Origin of the sequence: Saliniradius amylolyticus, from assembly GCF_003143555.1 — a bacterium.
Lineage (GTDB): Bacteria > Pseudomonadota > Gammaproteobacteria > Enterobacterales > Alteromonadaceae > Saliniradius > Saliniradius amylolyticus.
The window spans coordinates 2513227-2530126 of record NZ_CP029347.1; the positions used below are offsets into that span (position 1 = coordinate 2513227).

Below are 16900 nucleotides of genomic sequence, written 5' to 3' on the forward strand. Positions count from 1 at the left end.
CGCTTACTGGTGGGCAAGCACGGCCTCATACACGAGCGATACGATACTACCGTATCGCCCTAATTCATAACTGTCGCCTGTAAAGCCAAGTTGACCCTGCTCGTCTTCCTCCACGGGCGTATGTTTGCGATTAGTCAGCAGAATAATACTGAGATCATAGGCCGGATCGATCACCGTCACCGTGCCCGTCCAGCCGGTATGGCCGATTGCCTGTGGACTGGCGTAAGGGCCAAAGTGGCGACGTCGCTCACCATTACCCGCCCGACGCCAGCCCAGTCCAAGGGTAATATCTTCATCCGAGGCTTTCAGAAACTGATCCATCACCGTAGGGCTAAACAGTCGGGTTTCACCATAGCCGCCCCGGTTCAGAAGCACCTGAGTCAGTACCGCCATCTCCCCGGCGTTGGAAAACAAACCAGCATGACCGGATACGCCTGCCATTGAATAAAACGCTTTTTCGTCGTGCACTTCTCCCTGCAGCACGTATTCACGCATATTGGGAAACTGCACCCAGCCATTGCGGCTATTGCCGTGGATTTCGGTGGCAGCAAACTCGCTCATGCTGTGACCTTTATCGAGCGGATTAAACTTGGTATTGACCAGTCCCAGAGGTTGATAAAGCTGAGTTTCGACAAATCGGTCCAGCGGCATACCGGTAATCCGCTCCACCAGCATACCCAGTAGCATATAGTCGGTATCGCTGTATAGCGGCGTGCCATAGGCCACTTCAAAGGGCACGTATTGCGACAGTAACGCCTTAGTCTTACCGGGCGTTTGTGAATAATAAGGCTGACCCAGATGATTTTCAGGGCTGAAGAAACGCACTTCTGGCGCATAGCCTGCGGTGTGAGTGAGTAAGTCCCGGACCCGACGCTGCTCCCGGCCCTCACTACGATACTCGGCCAGATAGGCGGATATCGGCGCATCGATGTCGAGCCGACCGTCGCTCACCAGCTTCATCAGCGCATAATTGGTGGCAAACATCTTGGTATTGGAGGCCAGATCAAACAGGGTATTTTTATGCATGGGCTGCGGCTGTGTTAACAGACTGCCTCCGTCCGCATAACGGCGCTGCACACCATAGGCCTGATGTTTAACGATCTTACCGTCTTTGACTACCACCAGAACCGCACCGGGAAATCCCTGATTAATTTCATCGTTGATCAGCGCATCCACCGGTCCAAAGTCATAGCCCGAAGCTACTGACTGATGCAGGGTAGGATAATCAATTTGCGCTCTGAGACGGGCTTGTGCTGGCTCAATGGTGCCAACTCTGAAGGTATTGAGTCCATCCTGAGTACGGCGCCCGAGTGAATACCGATAGGTTTCTCCCGGCATTAGTGGTGAGGCGATATTGAGTTTCTCACCGTTGACGAATAATTCTGCTGTCAATTCCTGGCTCGGCTGAAGCGTCAAAACCCCCTGCCCCTGATAAGTCTTAAAGCGTCGACGGTTTTTCACCCATTGCGGCGTATCCGGATCCGACTCTGGAAACTCGGCATCAACTTGAGCCATAGAGAATGTGTCCTGCTGCGAGGATTCAGCCTGTAGCAGCAGCTCAGTCTGATAGCCTGTCATCAGGGCTTCGACCTGCTCAGGAAAGTACTTTTCCACTAAGGCAAATAAGGTGGCGGCCGTTTTGGCATCGGGCTCACCGGTGACATGATGAGGTAAGAAGTGCATTTGGAAGGCCGACAGTGTGTCTCGGGTCTGCCCATCCAGGAAGCCCGTTTCGGTGACTCCATAGCCATAGGCGCGCATCGCTTTCTGAAGCAGGCCGACAGATGGCATTGACTGTATAAACTGCTGCCAGTAACGATGCACGGTCGGTTCGTCGTACCAGGCCCCGATACCCGCCTTATAGAGTTGGTACCAGGGAAAACGAGGGCCTGGATCGTTTTTACGACTGGGGGTAATATCCGAGTGCCCGACGACCTGAGTGGGGCCAATATCCGGATTCCGCGCCAGAATATCTCTGGCAAGCTCGATGAGCAATTCCACCTGCCTGGGATCATAATCAGGAAACAGGCAAAGCCGGTCTTCGCCATGTTCACGGCTTACATTCGGATCTTCCAGTTGCAGTGGAATATCCTGACGATGCTGGCATTGCGGCACATTAACAATCTCAATCCCTATCGCCTGATCGTTGATATTGTCCCGCCCTTGCCAGTGACTGCGTCCGGCATGCCAGGCCCGTTTGGTTTCATCCACCAACTGAAAGACCTTTAGCTTGTCGTAAGGGTAACTGGGGTCGTTAGACTCCGGCACCAGATAATGGGAGCTCACGTAAGGCCCATCCACTAGAGCGTTCACCGACTTCTGATAATCAATAGCGGTGAAGTGCATGACCAGAAACTTCACCCGTTCACTGTAAGCGCGGGCTTGCATCCGCACCACATCGACTTCGGGGGACCGGGCTTTGGCAAAGCCTTTGGTCTTAGAGCTGTATGACTGGGGCGAATTTGCGCAGCCCGATAGGAAAAATAATGCAATCAATAACCAGCCACACCGACTGGCATACAACGCTAACCTCATTTACTGCGACTCCATAGAGCAATGCTGTTTTATGTAAGCCTGATGGCAAGACATCGCCTGTGCCTGTTGTTGAGTCTGTGTTTTTAACTGGCTCAGCAGGCTATCCCGTTCGGCAACTTGCATCCCTTCAGTCAACGGGTGAATCGCGTTCGGCTTAATTCCCTGACCATTGAGCACCGAGAACCAGCTTATCTCACTGAATAACTCCAGATTTTCCCGGAAGATTCGCCCGCTGTGGCGATAGAGTTCAATCTTCTCGCTCAGAGAGTCGGGGATATCCATATTGGCACAGTAGGCCCAAAAATCGGTGTCGGTCCGACGCGTCGCTTTATAGTGCAGAATGATAAAGTCCCGGATACGCTCCAGCTCCTCGCGGCTGTACTGGTTAAACTTATTACGCAGTGTGTCGTCAAAGTGGCGGTCGGGGAAAAGGCTGAGTAGCCGCGAAATTGCCGACTGCACCAAATGCAGGCCCGTAGACTCCAACGGTTCCAGAAACCCTGCCGATAGCCCAATGGCAATACAGTTCTTGTTCCAGGCCTGCCGCCGTCTGCCCGTTCGCCAGTGCAGGTAGTTCGGGTCACCAGTAGGGGTATCTGGCATATTAGCGTGCAGAACATTGAGCGCCTTATCCTGTTCTAAAAATGCACTGGCATACACATGCCCGTTACCCCAGCGGTTTTGAAGGGGAATTTGCCACTGCCAGCCAGCTTCTTGCGCCAGGGAGCGCGTATAAGGCGGATAGTGGTCGCCAATGGCGCAGGGCTGAGCAATGGCCGAGTCACAGAGCAACCAGTGGTGCCAGTCTTCAAAACCGGTATGCAGTGTTTGTTCGATCAGCAAACCTTTAAAGCCACTGCAATCGATAAACAGATCCCCGGCAATTTCCTGTCCGCTGCTCAGCATTAACGACTGAATAAAGCCCGAGTCTTTGCTTGTGCGCACTTCATCGACATGATCGATGATACGCTTTACCCCACGATCCACGGCATAATCGGCTAGATAGGCAGCATAAGCCACCGCATTAAAATGAAACGCATAATTCGTTGGAACCGGCCGCCCTCTTTGACGGGTATAACGCTCAAATTTCCCCTGATATGCAGCGGTCGCTTCCAGGCACCAGTCGGTGATCGGCGCGCCGGCATGCTCAGAAGACCCTAACCAATAATGATGAAAGGGAACGCCGCTTAAGTTTTGTCCATAAGGCCCAAAGGGGTGCATATAGGCATGATCTTTTTCATACCAGTCGACAAATTCAATGCCTAACTTGAAGGTACCTTGAGTTTTCGCCAGAAGCTCATCTTCATTCAGCTCCAGTAACTGGTTAAAGGCTCGTATATTGGGAATAGTGGCTTCGCCCACCGAGACCGTGCCAATGTCAGCTGACTCGATCAGTGTAATACTGGTGTGATGGCCCATGACTTTTGCCAGCGCCGCCGCCGTCATCCAGCCCGCACTGCCTCCCCCTACAATCACAATATTCCGAATGCGTCGATCCCCTGAGTACAAACTGTTCTCCTGATTAGACATGTCGACCTATATTACAAAAACGGCGGTCAAATGACCGCCGCTTAACCTTACTATGCCTTACTTAGAAGGTGTACCTTGCCATCAAGGTATAAGCCCGTCCTCTCGGATCGGCAACCCGTGGGTCAAACGCCGCACCTGGCGAGAAGTCGTTCTGGTGCGCGGTAAACGGTGGATCACGATCCAGCAGGTTCTTGATACCGAATTGCAGTTCCAGCTGATCGATTCCCACATAACTCACACTGTAGTTATAGGTCGTGTGGCTAGAGACCACCGGATCCCAACCTTCAGGACGTGTCGTTCCAGACTCAATGCCCGGAGGCACTTCATCCAGATAGCTATCCCGGAATGCTTGTAGCAATGTATGGGTCCAATCACCTTTGGTATAAGTAAAGGCTAAGGTGTGCTTCCAGCGCAGAGGAATATTACCGCGACTATGAGTACCGACCAGGTTATCGCCAAAGGGCTCACTGGGGATGATACGCTTGCGATCCTCAATTAAGTAGCTGCCGTTGAAGTTAATATTCCAGTTGCCACCATACAGGTCACCGTTGAACAAGGCGTTTACTTCCACCCCTGATGTTTCGCGCTCACCGGCGTTCAACCAACGACGATCGATGGAAACCAGATTCCCTTGTCCATCACGAATGAAGCGGTCGGGGAACAATTCGAAGTTATCGATCAACTCATCGAAGGACAGAGTTTGGATCGTACCCTCTTTCTTGATTTCCCAATAGTCCGCCGAGAAGGTTGCACTATCCGTCGGGGTAAATACAAAGCCAACGTTGCTCTGCTCGGACTCCTCCGGTCCCAGATCTTCCTTACCACCGAAGATCATCGTAGGCTGCAGTGGCTCATCACAATTCGGATCATTCGGGTTCACTTCCCCACCCGGGCAGTTAGCCGGGTCAGCAAAGTCCAGACCTGTGTAGGGCTCTTCGCGAACGCCGTTAAATAACTGGTTAAAGGAAGGAACCCGGAAACCGGTACTGAAGGCACCACGAACCATAAAGTCGTCAGTCACATTGTATTTGGCTGAGATTTTCGGGTTAGTGGTACCACCGAAGCCGTCGTAACGGTCATAACGAACCGCCAGGTTCACCTCGAAGTCGTACGTGATCGGAACCAGGGCCTCGACAAATAAGGCTTTGATGTCACGCTCGACGTCATCCAACGCATTAGAATCATCGAAAGGTGCGCCATAGATTTCCATGCGGCTGTTAGCGGCACGGCGGTCACCGTTAAATTCATAACCTTCGCGGCGGAAGTCGAAGCCGGCAGCCACCATCACTTCGCCACCGTCCAGCTCCCAGCCGCTACTGCCACTGATCAAACCATCGATTTGTAGCATGGTAGTTTTACCACCAAACAGAACCACACCTTCCGCTGAAGCTGCATCGATAGCATCCAGGCCAGCCTGGGTTTGTGACTCACCGGGTAACAGGAAAGGACTCACGGCACCGCTGCCGATGGCATCAGCCAGCATCGCTGTAAAGTGATAACCGGAACCTAACTCAGACTCCGCCTCACTGGAGGCATAAGAAATGCCGGTTTTGTAGTCCCACTCGTCATTAAATAGCGTGCCCTCTGCGCCGAGCAATAAACGATAGGCCTTGGTGGTGGTTTCAATTTCACGAGGACCACACTCCACACAACGCCAACGATAAGAGATCGGAGCACCACGGTTAATTTGGTCTTCACCAAAGTACGCCGCTAACTGATCGGCGACATAATCATAAGATGCCCCGGTGCTGGGATACCAACCGTCAAAATCCTGGCCGGTCGCATCGTCTGTGCCTCGAATAGCCCAAGGCGTAATCTGGTTAGGTTCGAACACTTTATTTGTAGTGACATGGGAACCGACCACCTCGGCGAAAATTTCATCGCCACTGTCGAACAACATGGTACCGCGGCTGACCAGGTTTAAGGTCTCTACGGGTTGCTGTAAAACCGACGCACGAGGGTAATCCCAGGAACAACTGAATTGCTCATTTTCACGGTTCCAAAGAGCCGGAGCATCATCACCCATGCCGGCACCGCCGTCGGCACACTCATAGTCATTCGTGGGTAAAGCCAACACATTCAAAACGGTCTGCTCAAGACCGGTGGCTGGGTCAATCAACCCATCACCAATCAGATTGTAATGAGCACCATTCGGATCATTAGGGTTGTTCCAACGGTCATTCAAAGAAGCAAAAGGCGCGCCCCGGGTATCCGGTGACAAGCCACGTTCAGCCTGGAACGTATTGGTAAAGTCGCGGTCTGTACCACGCAGAATTTCGGCCTTGTTGTAAGACACACTTGCCATCAGGTTATAGCCGTCGTCATACAGGTCACCGGTTCCGCCGAGCAGATTTATCTTGTAGATATTACCGCTGCCTTCTTCGGTGTGATCGGCAAAGGCGGTAACCTCAGCACCCTCGTAATTCTTCTTCAGGATAAAGTTAATAACCCCGCCGATGGCGTCGGTACCATAAACCGCAGAGGCACCATCACGAAGCACTTCAACACGTTCTATCGCATTAAAGGGGATAGAGTTCAGGTCCACGGCTCGACCCTGGATACCGTGGGTCGCCACGCGGCGCCCATTTAACAATACCAAGGTAGAGTCTCGGCCCTGCCCCCGCAGGTTAGCGCTGGAAGCGCCGTTATTACCGCGCTCTTCACCACCCACGATGCCGGCATTACTGGCCAGGTTATCATTGGAGTTGGCACCGATATTCAGGTTCAACATCAGTTGGTCGACGTTGGTAATACCGGCCTGGTCAATATCAGCTTTTGAGATGATGGTCAGTGGCAAAGCGCCATCGATGCCAGCTCGCTTAATACTGGAGCCTGTGACTTCGACTCTTTCCACCGTCTCTGCGGGCGTGTTCTGTTCTTCGCCTTGAATGGCATCGTCATTGGCCTGTTGCGCGTATGCGCTACTCGCCATACCCGATACCATCAAAGCGAGAGTTAATCTGCTCAGTTTCATAATACATGTTCCTACTGGTTATTGTTATAACGGTTGAGTGCTGGGCACCACTACTAAAAATAACATTATTTATTCAGTTTAAAATACTTTATTCATAATATTTTAACATATAGGAATAACCCATTTCAGTATAGACCACCTTCTGTTTTCTGCGACTAATAACCATAAAACTACGTTTAAAATTTCAACATCCCTAAGACGCAAAAAAGCCCGCACCAGGCGGGCTTTAATATCCAGGGAAAGGGTTTTCTTATCAGAACCTTACCGATGCGCTCAGGCGCACATAACGGGGTGAAGCAGTACCGTTTGGCATCATAAACTCAGAGTCGACATCACCAACAGTACCATCATCGATATCAGTCACAACGGAGGTTACACTCTGACTATCCAGTAAATTGAAGATATCCAGCCCCAGTCGGACATCCGCACCATTGACCTCTGTCTCATAAGAAACATTCACATCAAGGCGAGTGAACCAACCTAAATCACCGTAGAAGCCGTTTGGAATGTGGATCCACTCAGCGTTATCCAGGTCACTACAATTACTCACACATTGATAGTGGGTTTGTGCGTTGGCATTGGCTCCTGTGTAAGGGTTCGATGAGCTAACCGCATTGATAGGCTTACCTGCCTCGGCGGTGAATACCGCACCAACACGCCAGTTATCATCGATCTGATAAGCACCACGTACTTTAAAGTTATGCGGTAAGTGATTCGGTAGCTTGCCCCAGTTAGTATTCAAAATAGAGACATCGTCGGCAATCTCGGTGAAACCGGGAATATCGTTACCAGTGCGTGCTAAACCACCACCTGAGAAGTTACCGTAGCTATTAGACCAGGTGTAAGCAAAGTTGGCGGTCCACTTATCATCCCAGGCCCGGTCAAGCTCTAACTCGACAGCATTATAAAGCCGACGCGGTTGGTCACCGCCAATAACCTCACCGGAAAGGCTATTCCAGGAGTCAGTCGCTTCACCCAGCGGGATGGTGACATCTTGTGGACCATTACCACAATCTAACTGAAGCTGCAGGTCACGCCCCGGATTACCAAAGAACCAGCCCCAGATATTGCCGCACTCAGAGGGCAAAGCAGGGTGGTCTCCAGGCATCACATCGACATACATGTCCTCGAATGCGTTACGATAGTCGCGGTGGATAGCCCGAACGCCGGCCGACCATTTCTCAGACAGCATCATCTCGTAGCCAAGAATAAACTCGTTCTGGAATGTGGCTTCAACATCCTGGTCTACATCACCAGGCCCCAGCCCTGCAGAGGAACTGAAATCAACATAGTCCAGCTCCTCGCCCAGGATAGGAATAACGTTGGTCAAGCCGTTCACTTCTTCCGTTTCCAAACCTTCCAGTACATAGTTTGAAATGCGGAACTCGGAGTTGCCGGCCGCGCGAGCAGCAACGGCCAGAGACATAGGTTGGTAATAGCGTCCCGCATGGGCGAAGAACTTAGACTGACCATCACCGTTCACGTCCCATGAAAAACCAACCCGCGGTGCGATCATGTCATCAATTTCAAAGAAGGTAGAACCGTCGCCCTGATACATCTTAAATGCATCCCAACGCAGGCCAGCGGTCAGAGTCATATCATCGTTGATGCTCCAAACATCTTCGATATACGCCGCTTTGGTATCTTGTCGAGCGATGGTCTTATTGCGGCGTTTATACACCGTCGCTTCCTGAGTAACCCCGTCTGGAATCAAAACGCCATCGAACACCGTTCCAGGCGTGACATCATGCAGGGTATAGCGCTGATAATCCGGACCTGGCACACGGCGAGAGAAATCTGTCTCACGGTCTTCATTATCCATACCGAAGCGAATCAGGTGATCGCCCACAAACCATTCAAAGTCCAGGCGGAAAGCGTCACGAGTACTGACCCGCTCATCAAACAAACTATTTTCAGAGCAGCCAATGTGCTCATTCAGGTCATTACGGGTGTCAAATACGCGATTACAGAACGGGTCTGTGGAGCCTCCGTAGCTGTATTCGAATTCACTCTGACCCACTAAGGCCTTGGCCGTAAAGTTGTCAGTCAAATAGGCGGTATACGTTAGTGAGTAGTTGGTGCCACCCGTTGAGAAGAAATCCGTACTTTGGAACTCGCCATCACGATAGACATCCGTCAGTGTTTCCTGCTCATCGGAAAAAGCAAGCAATTCCATTAGATGGTCATCACTGATTTGCCAATCTAGCTTCGCGCCCCAGAAGCCAGAATCATCTTCACTCTCATCACGATCCTCGTTTTGCTGACCTCCGATATCGGTTGAGTCGACATTTCTCGGCTCGTACATGGCATAGAAGAATAAGGTATCTTCAATAATCGGACCACTTGCAGACAGTGACAAGGTGTATGAGTCTGACTCATCTTCACTGCGGTTGAAGCGAACGTCACCGTTGCTCCAATAAATATTTTTTTGCTCGGCTCTCAGTGCATCTGGGGTGTAATAAACATCAGCACCAAATTCAAAGTCATTACCACCGGACTTAGTGACCGCGTTGATAACACCACCCGTCGTGCGCCCAAACTCAACTGAATAACCACCGGTCTTAACCTGAAACTCTTCATAGAAAGAGAAAGGTACTGAGTTAAAACCAATACCGCGTTCAACATCCGTCACGTTCAGGCCGTTAATGAATACAGCGTTGTGAGACACCGATGCACCACCGAAAGAGATACCACCGAACCCACCAGTCTGTACCGACGTAGACAGGTTTGCCACGGACGCCACACTGCGTCCCACAGGAATACGCTCTAAATCCAGTGCATCAATGTTGATGCCTGTCTCTGAAGAGGCTGTATCGATCATCTGGTAACGACCGCCTGTAACACTAATGACCTCGACGTTTCCTTGCTCCAGAGTTAAAGTGACATCGCTCTGCTTACCGATGGAGACCTTAACGTCATCGGCTTTGGCGGTGTTATACCCTTCTTTTGAAGCCTTAACGTCATAAGTACCAATCGGTAATCGCGGAAAGCGGAAGTTACCATCCGCATCAGCGGTAATAGTACGAGTCATGCCATTCTTTTCATTAATGAGCGTAATAGTGGCACCACCTTCAGACACCGTACCAGTCAGTGAGCCATCATTATTCGCGGCCATGGCGGTTCCTGCTGATAGCCCCAAAGCACCGGTCAATGCCAGGCTGATCAGAGAGCGTCGAAATGCGTTCGATTTCATTATCGTTTTCCTCTACTTGTTGAAGTGCAGGCTGTTTGCTGCGTACTAAAGTTGGCAGCAGCAGTGCGCGTTGGTTGAGTTTGTTATGCGCGCCAGCGTGATATTTTTGTTTTAGGGCTCAAAAGATAAGCAATTATTACCAGAGTGTAAATAATTTATTATGATTATTTTTTGATTATGAAATAATATTCCATGACAATACAACAAGGATGGAATCGCTTATTATTAGCGAACTGCTCTATCAAGCAATGAAGCATCTAACCGGGAGTTTATTGAATGCAGCAAGTTAAACGGTTACTTGGTCTGTTGGCGGCCTGCGCCATGGGGTTGTCATTTTGTACTTGGGCTAATACAGCCTCAGGTAACAATGTCATCGGCATCGGACCTACTCATCTGACGCCTGAGTTTTGGCTCGATGAACAGTCTCAGCCGAATCAAACCCTGCTCTCTCAGCAACAAATCCAAACATTGAACCAGAATACCTTTCAGGTTCAGAATGAGCTTGCCAACCTGGCCGCACTGCCCGAGAACTACACTGACGAACAGTTGCTGGAAAAAATACAACAAACCAGCAGTATCCCTAAATGGGATCGTTTCTACGCGGACGGTACACCGCTCTCCGACCAGCTCTATCAAAAATACCTGAGTAACCTGAATCGTGAAGGTTTAAATAAGACCAACCCTGTTCAATTTGGGCTAGTTACCGAACGCACCCATATGCGTCGCTTCCCTTCTGCCGACAAAGCCTACAGCAGTGATATGGATCTGGACATCGACCGTTTCATTGAGACAGGACTATTCCCCGGCGATGCCGTAGCAATTCTGCATACCAGTAAAGACGGTCTGTGGCACCTGGCTCGCGCCTATCATTACCTGGCCTGGCTCCCTGCCAAAGATGTGGCCATTGGCAGTAAAAAGCAGGTGCTGGCCTACCGTAATAAGAAACCCTTCGCCATAGTTACCGGCGCCAAGGTATTTACCAACTTTAACCCTGAGTTACCCCAGCTGTCCGAAAAACAGCTGGATATGGGTGTACGACTGCCATTGCTCACTAACGAGGACGTGGACCATAACCTTTATGGGCAAAATCCCTACGCCAGTCACGTGGTGGAATTACCCTATCGGGAAGAGGACGGCAGCCTGAGCATTAAACCGGCGCTGATCAGCCGTAACCAGGACATTCACAAAGGTTATTTGCCCTTTACCCGGGCTAACATCATCAAGCAAGGCTTTAAGTTCCTTGGCGAACGCTATGGTTGGGGCCACGACTATAACGCCCGTGATTGCACCGGCTTTGTGTCAGAGGTTTACCGTACCTTTGGTATCCTGATGCCCCGTAACTCCACCCAGCAGGGCGAAGGCGCTTACGGCATCAATCACCGGTTTGATGACAACAGTCCCAATGCTGACAAACTGAAAGTCATTAAGGAGCTGGATATCGGCGACCTTGTTTACATTCCTGGCCACGTGGTGATGTATATAGGTGAGTGGCAGGGCCAGCCCTATGTGATTCACGATGTCCACGGAATGGCCTACAAAACCAGCGAGGGTGAGTACTACGATGACGGGACTCTCAATGGCGTATCCGTCACCCCTTTATTGCCTATGCATCTGTCCGAGTCCAGGAGCTACCTGGATGCCATTTACACGATTAAATCTGTTCGTTGAGGTTCACAATGAAAATTACTGACATTAAATTTGCCAAATTGAGTGTTCCTCTCAGAACGCCCTTTAAGACTGCTCTTCGACGGGTGGATAGTATTGAAGATGTGATCGTGATGGTGGAAACCGACTCCGGGGCTATCGGCTATGGCGAGGCTCCCGCCACTGCCGTGATCACCGGTGATACCCATGAGTCCATCATCGGCGCCATCACCACCACCATGAAGCCGAAGCTGATTGGCCGCAGTATCGAGGATCTCAACGATCTTATCCACATTATTCAAAATGCCATCGTCAACAACAGCAGCGCTAAGGCGGCTCTGGAGATCGCCATTTACGATCTCTTTGCCCAGCACTACAAGGCTCCGCTTTATAAAATCCTGGGCGGCGGCGAGCCGACGATTTCTACCGATATCACCATCAGCGTCGATTACATCGACAAGATGGTGCAGGACAGTATTAATGCCGTAGAACAGGGCTTTGAGACACTAAAGATCAAGGTAGGCAAAGACATCGGCGTGGACATTGAGCGGGTCAAAGCTATCTACGCAGCCGTGGAAGGCAAGGCCCTGCTCAGACTGGATGCCAATCAGGGCTGGACAGCCAAAGAAGCGGTGTTTGCCCTATCCAAACTGGAAAACGCCGGTGTGCAGCTGGAACTGGTAGAGCAACCCGTTAAAGGCTATGACCTTGAGGGCATGAAGTATGTCACCGAACGGGTCCACACGCCGGTAATGGCCGATGAGAGCACCTTTGGCCCGAAAGAGGCCTTGCAGCTCATCCAAATGCGCGCCGCCGACATTATCAATATTAAGCTGATGAAGACGGGAGGCATCTCCAATGCCCTCAAGATCGCCGATATCGCCGAACTGCACAACATTCCCTGCATGATCGGCTGTATGCTGGAAACCAGCATCAGCGTCTGTGCCGCAGTGCATCTGGCGGTAGCCCGCTCTCACATCATTACCAAGGTGGATTTGGACGGTCCGTCACTATGTACTCACGATCCGGTCACCGGCGGAGTCAAATTCAACGGCCCGGATATCACCATTGCCGACAAACCCGGTCTGGGCATTGAGCAGATCAGCGGATTAACCCCCATTGAGGGGTAACGCCTGATTGGTACTCAGCGATGACTCTTAGTCATAGAGTCATCCCCCAGACATAACTAAGCCAGGCTTCCCAGACTCACCGTGAATACTTCCTTGTAGGCTTCTGAGCGGCATCCCTGCCGCACAGGGTCTGGGAGACCTGGCTTGGCTATATCTTCGTTCGGGCTACTTCACCGGAAAGTCGAAGTAGGTATCGCTGTATGGCTGCGGAACCAGATAGTAATGCCACCATTCCTTGCTGTAATTTTTAAACCCCCCGGCTTCCATCAGGGCCTTTAGCCTGAGTCGATTGGCTCTTTGCTCGGTGCTCACCCGCTCATCCATGGTGTTCGACAGGGTGTCGAACATATCGAAGGGCGAGCCCATATCCAGCTCCTGCCACTGGCCATCCTTCCCTTGTTTGACCAGGGTGAGATCCACAGTCGCCCCCCGGCTATGGCCGGACTTCTCGGCGATATATTCTCCCACCAACTCGCTTTTCGGCAAGTTGGGATAGTACTCGGCCTTAGTGCTGGTATCTTCCAGATCCTGCGCCCAGCGCATAAAATGCGCCACCGCTGTCTGTGGTCGATAGCAGTCAAAAATCTTTAGCTTATAGCCTTGCTGCTCAGCCGCGCTGCTGACCTTTTTAAGGGCCTCAGCGGCCTTTTGTTGCAGTAGGCACTTAGGGGCCAGATAGGCATCCACTGGCTCACCGACAAAATTATTATCGGTAAAATAGCGAATATCGTATATGGCTTCAGGCAGAGCCTGAGTCATATCCACAAAATCATCCGGCATCGGCTTATGGGCCGTAGCATTAAAGCTTAATGCCAGCGCCAGTAGTCCCCATCTTTTCATCCTAATCTCCTTTCGTTTACCTACACCTCAAAGGCAATCTATATCCACATCGCCCCAACAACGATATACGCCACCAGGGTTAAGGCGCCACAAGATAGTGCATAGGGCAGCTGTGTCTTGACGTGTTCCAGCAGGTCACAGCCGGACGCAAGGCTCGATACTGCGGTGGTATCGGAAATGGGTGAACAATGATCACCAAACACCCCTCCCCCGAGAATCGCCGCTAGCACCAGTGATGGCGGTAAGCCTAAATTCACTACCATTGGCATGCCAATCGGGATCAGGATGGCAAAAGTGCCCCAGGAGGTGCCCGTAGTAAAAGAAATCAGCGCTCCGGCCAGGAATAACAAGGCCGGAACGATAAACAGCGGTAAGGATTCGGCCACAATACCGGCAATAAAGTCTCCGGTACCTAGTGCCCCCAGGCTATTGCCCAGTGACAAAGAGAACAGCAGGATCGCCACCAGTGGTAGCAACTCGCCCATGCCCTCAAACCCCACCTTAACCATTTCCTGATGCTTAAAGCGACGCGAGCCGACCATCATTATATAGCTGACCACACAGGCTAATACCGTGGCATAGAGCACGGACTTTGAGCCATCGCCATCGGTCAGGTTGCCATCACCGGTCCACAACATAAAGCCGATCATGCCCAGCACCAGAGTAATCACCGGCAGCACCATAAAGCGGGCTTTCGATGCGGGATAATCGATTTCCGTGTGATTAGCCGCCTTGTTCAGCGCCTGTTCGGATTCTTTCATGGGGCCGAAGGTTTTTCCGGTAATCACGGTAAACAAGACGACCGCCAGGGTAATGAGGGCATAGAAATTTAACGGGATAGTGCCTATCAGAATGGCGGCCGCCGTTTGCTCGGTCTGGTAGTTACCGACCAACCCCAGCACATAAGCGCCCCAACCGTTCAGCAGAATAAGGATACAGATAGGTGCGCTGGTACTGTCGATGACATACGCCAGACGAGCGCGACTCATCTTAAACTTATCGTACAAGCCGCGAGACAGGATACCGGCGGTCAGCACGCTGAGGTTCGACTCAATAAACACCACCACACCAGTGAAAAACGACAACAGGCCAACCTGACGCTGGTTTTTCGCCACGCCCCTGTTAACCAGCTTTTCCACCAACGCCGTTACCCCACCTGAGTGACGCATATAGGCCAGCAGGGCTCCCACCATCAGTGAGAAGATCAGAAGGCGGGTACTCCCCGGCGACTGGAATACCGCGATAACCCGTTCAATGGTCATCAAAGGACTCTGCGCCAGTGCGGCCGTCGTCGACTGCTCTGCCAGCAGCAAAAGTAACTCGGAACTAAACAGCGCCACCACCAGCGCTAAAATGACTTCTTTACGCCAAAAGACCACCACAATGGCCAAAATGGGCGGGATAACCGTTAACCAATCAGACACAGTGTCTTCCTTTTATCATTGTTATAATGGTGCCATTGTGACTTGACCCTTATTCCATTTCCAGAGGATTTTTGCGATAGACTATTCCAATCTGAGTTAATTAACGGAATCAGTCGTCTCTCTGGCGAATCCGGTCAATAATTCCGGTGGTAGACACTCCATCTTCAAAGTTAAGCACTTTCACCTCGCCGCCGTTGGCCCAAACCTCTTTACTACCGGCGATCTCCTCCGGTCGATAGTCTCCTCCTTTCACCAGCACATCGGGCAACAACTCGGCGATCAGTCGCTGCGGAGTATCCTCACCGAACGGCACCACCCAGTCCACCGAGGCCAATCCGGCCAACACCGACATACGTCGTTCACAGCTGTTCACCGGCCTCCCGGGTCCCTTAAGACGGGTTACAGAAGCGTCACTATTGACCGCCACGATCAGACGATCTCCTTGCTGCCGGGCCGCTTGCAGATAAGATACATGACCGGCGTGTAAAATATCGAAGCACCCATTGGTCATCACCAGTCTCTCCCCCCGTGCACGGGCCGCTTTCAACGCCATCTTCAACTGCTCTTCGCTGACCACACCATGATCCAGACTCTGCTGCTCACTGAATACCTCCGCCAGCTCGGAAACGCTGACCGTCGAAGTGCCCAGCTTACCCACTACTATGCTGGCCGCTGCATTGGCCAGCGAACAGGACTGAGGCCAGTCACAACCTGCCGCACGGGCGGCTGCCAGGGTGGCAATCACCGTATCACCTGCGCCGGTGACATCGTACACTTCCTTGGCCTTGGCTGGCAGATGCAATTCCCCCTCTACCGGTCCCACCAGCGTCATTCCCTGCTCCGAACGGGTCACCAAAAGCCCCTGCAAAGACAGACGCTCGATCAGCTCGTGAGCCTTGTTAATTAAATCTGCCTCGTCGGTAACCTCCCCCTGAATCAGACTGAATTCATGCATATTAGGAGTAAGCAGGTCGGCGCCCTGATAACGGGCGTAATCCGTGCCTTTGGGATCCACTACAACGGTACACCCAGCCTCTTTAGCCATCCGAATCAGGCTCTGAGCCTGGCTTAGCGTCCCCTTGTTGTAGTCGGACAACAGCAGCATGTCGTGCTCAGCCAATGCGGCCTTTATCCGTTGTTCCAAGGCTGACTTATCGGCCTGGGAGAAATCCTGTTCGAAGTCGAGGCGAATCAACTGTTGGTGACGGCTCAGCACCCGCAGCTTGGTGATGGTTTCCAGCTTGGGTTGTCGCTCAAACAGGCAGTCTACCCCGACGCCATTTAAACGCCGCTCAAGATCATCGGCGCTGGCATCATCACCGGTAAGCCCGGATAACGTCACCTGAGCCCCAAGCGCAGCTAAGTTCAAGGCCACGTTAGCCGCGCCGCCTGGCCGGTCTTCCTGCTGATGAATGTTGACCACTGGCACCGGTGCCTCTGGAGACACCCGTCCGGTGGGACCGGACCAGTACCGGTCCAGCATAATATCCCCAACCACTAAAACTCGGGCGCGAGAAAAATCGGGTAACGACATAATGATGTTTATGAGCTGATCTGTGTTGGTCCGAGTTTACCATAACCACTGATAACAGGAATGGCGCTGGCAAAGTGCCGCCGAATACCTGCCCGA

The 16900-nt window shown here is 51.8% G+C and carries 9 protein-coding genes; 2 read left to right on the plus strand and 7 right to left on the minus strand.

Annotated elements, in window-relative coordinates:
- Positions 1–3 precede the first annotated feature (3 nt).
- The 4 genes from pbp4b to HMF8227_RS11860 form a co-directional block, all read right to left on the minus strand.
- Positions 4–2535 carry a penicillin binding protein PBP4B gene (gene pbp4b, locus HMF8227_RS11845; protein WP_239421298.1) on the minus strand — a complete coding sequence of 844 codons (2532 nt, stop codon included), beginning with the start codon at positions 2533–2535 and terminating at the stop codon, positions 4–6.
- Positions 2536–4044 (minus strand): tryptophan halogenase family protein, encoded by a 1509-nt coding sequence (locus HMF8227_RS11850; protein ID WP_239421299.1) that lies wholly within the window; start codon positions 4042–4044, stop codon positions 2536–2538.
- An 82-nt stretch (positions 4045–4126) separates the two neighbouring features.
- Positions 4127–7039 carry a TonB-dependent receptor domain-containing protein gene (locus HMF8227_RS11855; RefSeq protein ID WP_109340375.1) on the minus strand — a complete coding sequence of 971 codons (2913 nt, stop codon included), beginning with the start codon at positions 7037–7039 and terminating at the stop codon, positions 4127–4129.
- Positions 7040–7292: 253 nt separating this feature from the next.
- Positions 7293–10232 (minus strand): TonB-dependent receptor, encoded by a 2940-nt coding sequence (locus HMF8227_RS11860; protein ID WP_109340376.1) that lies wholly within the window; start codon positions 10230–10232, stop codon positions 7293–7295.
- Positions 10233–10508: 276 nt separating this feature from the next.
- Here HMF8227_RS11860 and HMF8227_RS11865 point away from each other — a divergent pair, with 276 nt between their 5' ends.
- Positions 10509–11900 (plus strand): NlpC/P60 family protein, encoded by a 1392-nt coding sequence (locus tag HMF8227_RS11865; RefSeq protein ID WP_109340377.1) that lies wholly within the window; start codon positions 10509–10511, stop codon positions 11898–11900.
- An 8-nt stretch (positions 11901–11908) separates the two neighbouring features.
- Positions 11909–13006, plus strand: a complete 1098-nt coding sequence (locus tag HMF8227_RS11870; RefSeq protein ID WP_109340378.1) for a dipeptide epimerase — start codon at positions 11909–11911, stop codon at positions 13004–13006.
- Between the two features lie 165 nt (positions 13007–13171).
- On the opposite strand, the gene HMF8227_RS11875 is transcribed toward HMF8227_RS11870, so the two are convergent.
- From HMF8227_RS11875 to hldE, 3 genes are all read right to left on the minus strand, one after another.
- Entirely contained in the window at positions 13172–13846 is a 675-nt protein-coding gene (locus HMF8227_RS11875; protein WP_109340379.1) for a M15 family metallopeptidase, read from the minus strand.
- A 38-nt stretch (positions 13847–13884) separates the two neighbouring features.
- On the minus strand, positions 13885–15270 hold the full coding sequence (locus tag HMF8227_RS11880) for a Na+/H+ antiporter NhaC family protein (RefSeq protein ID WP_109340380.1): 1386 nt from the start codon (positions 15268–15270) through the stop codon (positions 13885–13887).
- 109 nt (positions 15271–15379) lie between these two features.
- Positions 15380–16810 carry a bifunctional D-glycero-beta-D-manno-heptose-7-phosphate kinase/D-glycero-beta-D-manno-heptose 1-phosphate adenylyltransferase HldE gene (gene hldE, locus HMF8227_RS11885; RefSeq protein WP_109340381.1) on the minus strand — a complete coding sequence of 477 codons (1431 nt, stop codon included), beginning with the start codon at positions 16808–16810 and terminating at the stop codon, positions 15380–15382.
- Between the last annotated feature and the right edge of the window lie 90 nt (positions 16811–16900).

Coding starts and splice junctions, on each gene's coding strand:
- pbp4b (WP_239421298.1), bottom strand. CDS start 2,535: ATGAGGTTAGCGTTGTATGCCAGTCGGTGTGGCTGGTTATTGATTGCA.
- HMF8227_RS11855 (WP_109340375.1), bottom strand. CDS start 7,039: ATGAAACTGAGCAGATTAACTCTCGCTTTGATGGTATCGGGTATGGCG.
- HMF8227_RS11860 (WP_109340376.1), bottom strand. CDS start 10,232: ATGAAATCGAACGCATTTCGACGCTCTCTGATCAGCCTGGCATTGACC.
- HMF8227_RS11865 (WP_109340377.1), top strand. CDS start 10,509: ATGCAGCAAGTTAAACGGTTACTTGGTCTGTTGGCGGCCTGCGCCATG.
- HMF8227_RS11870 (WP_109340378.1), top strand. CDS start 11,909: ATGAAAATTACTGACATTAAATTTGCCAAATTGAGTGTTCCTCTCAGA.
- HMF8227_RS11875 (WP_109340379.1), bottom strand. CDS start 13,846: ATGAAAAGATGGGGACTACTGGCGCTGGCATTAAGCTTTAATGCTACG.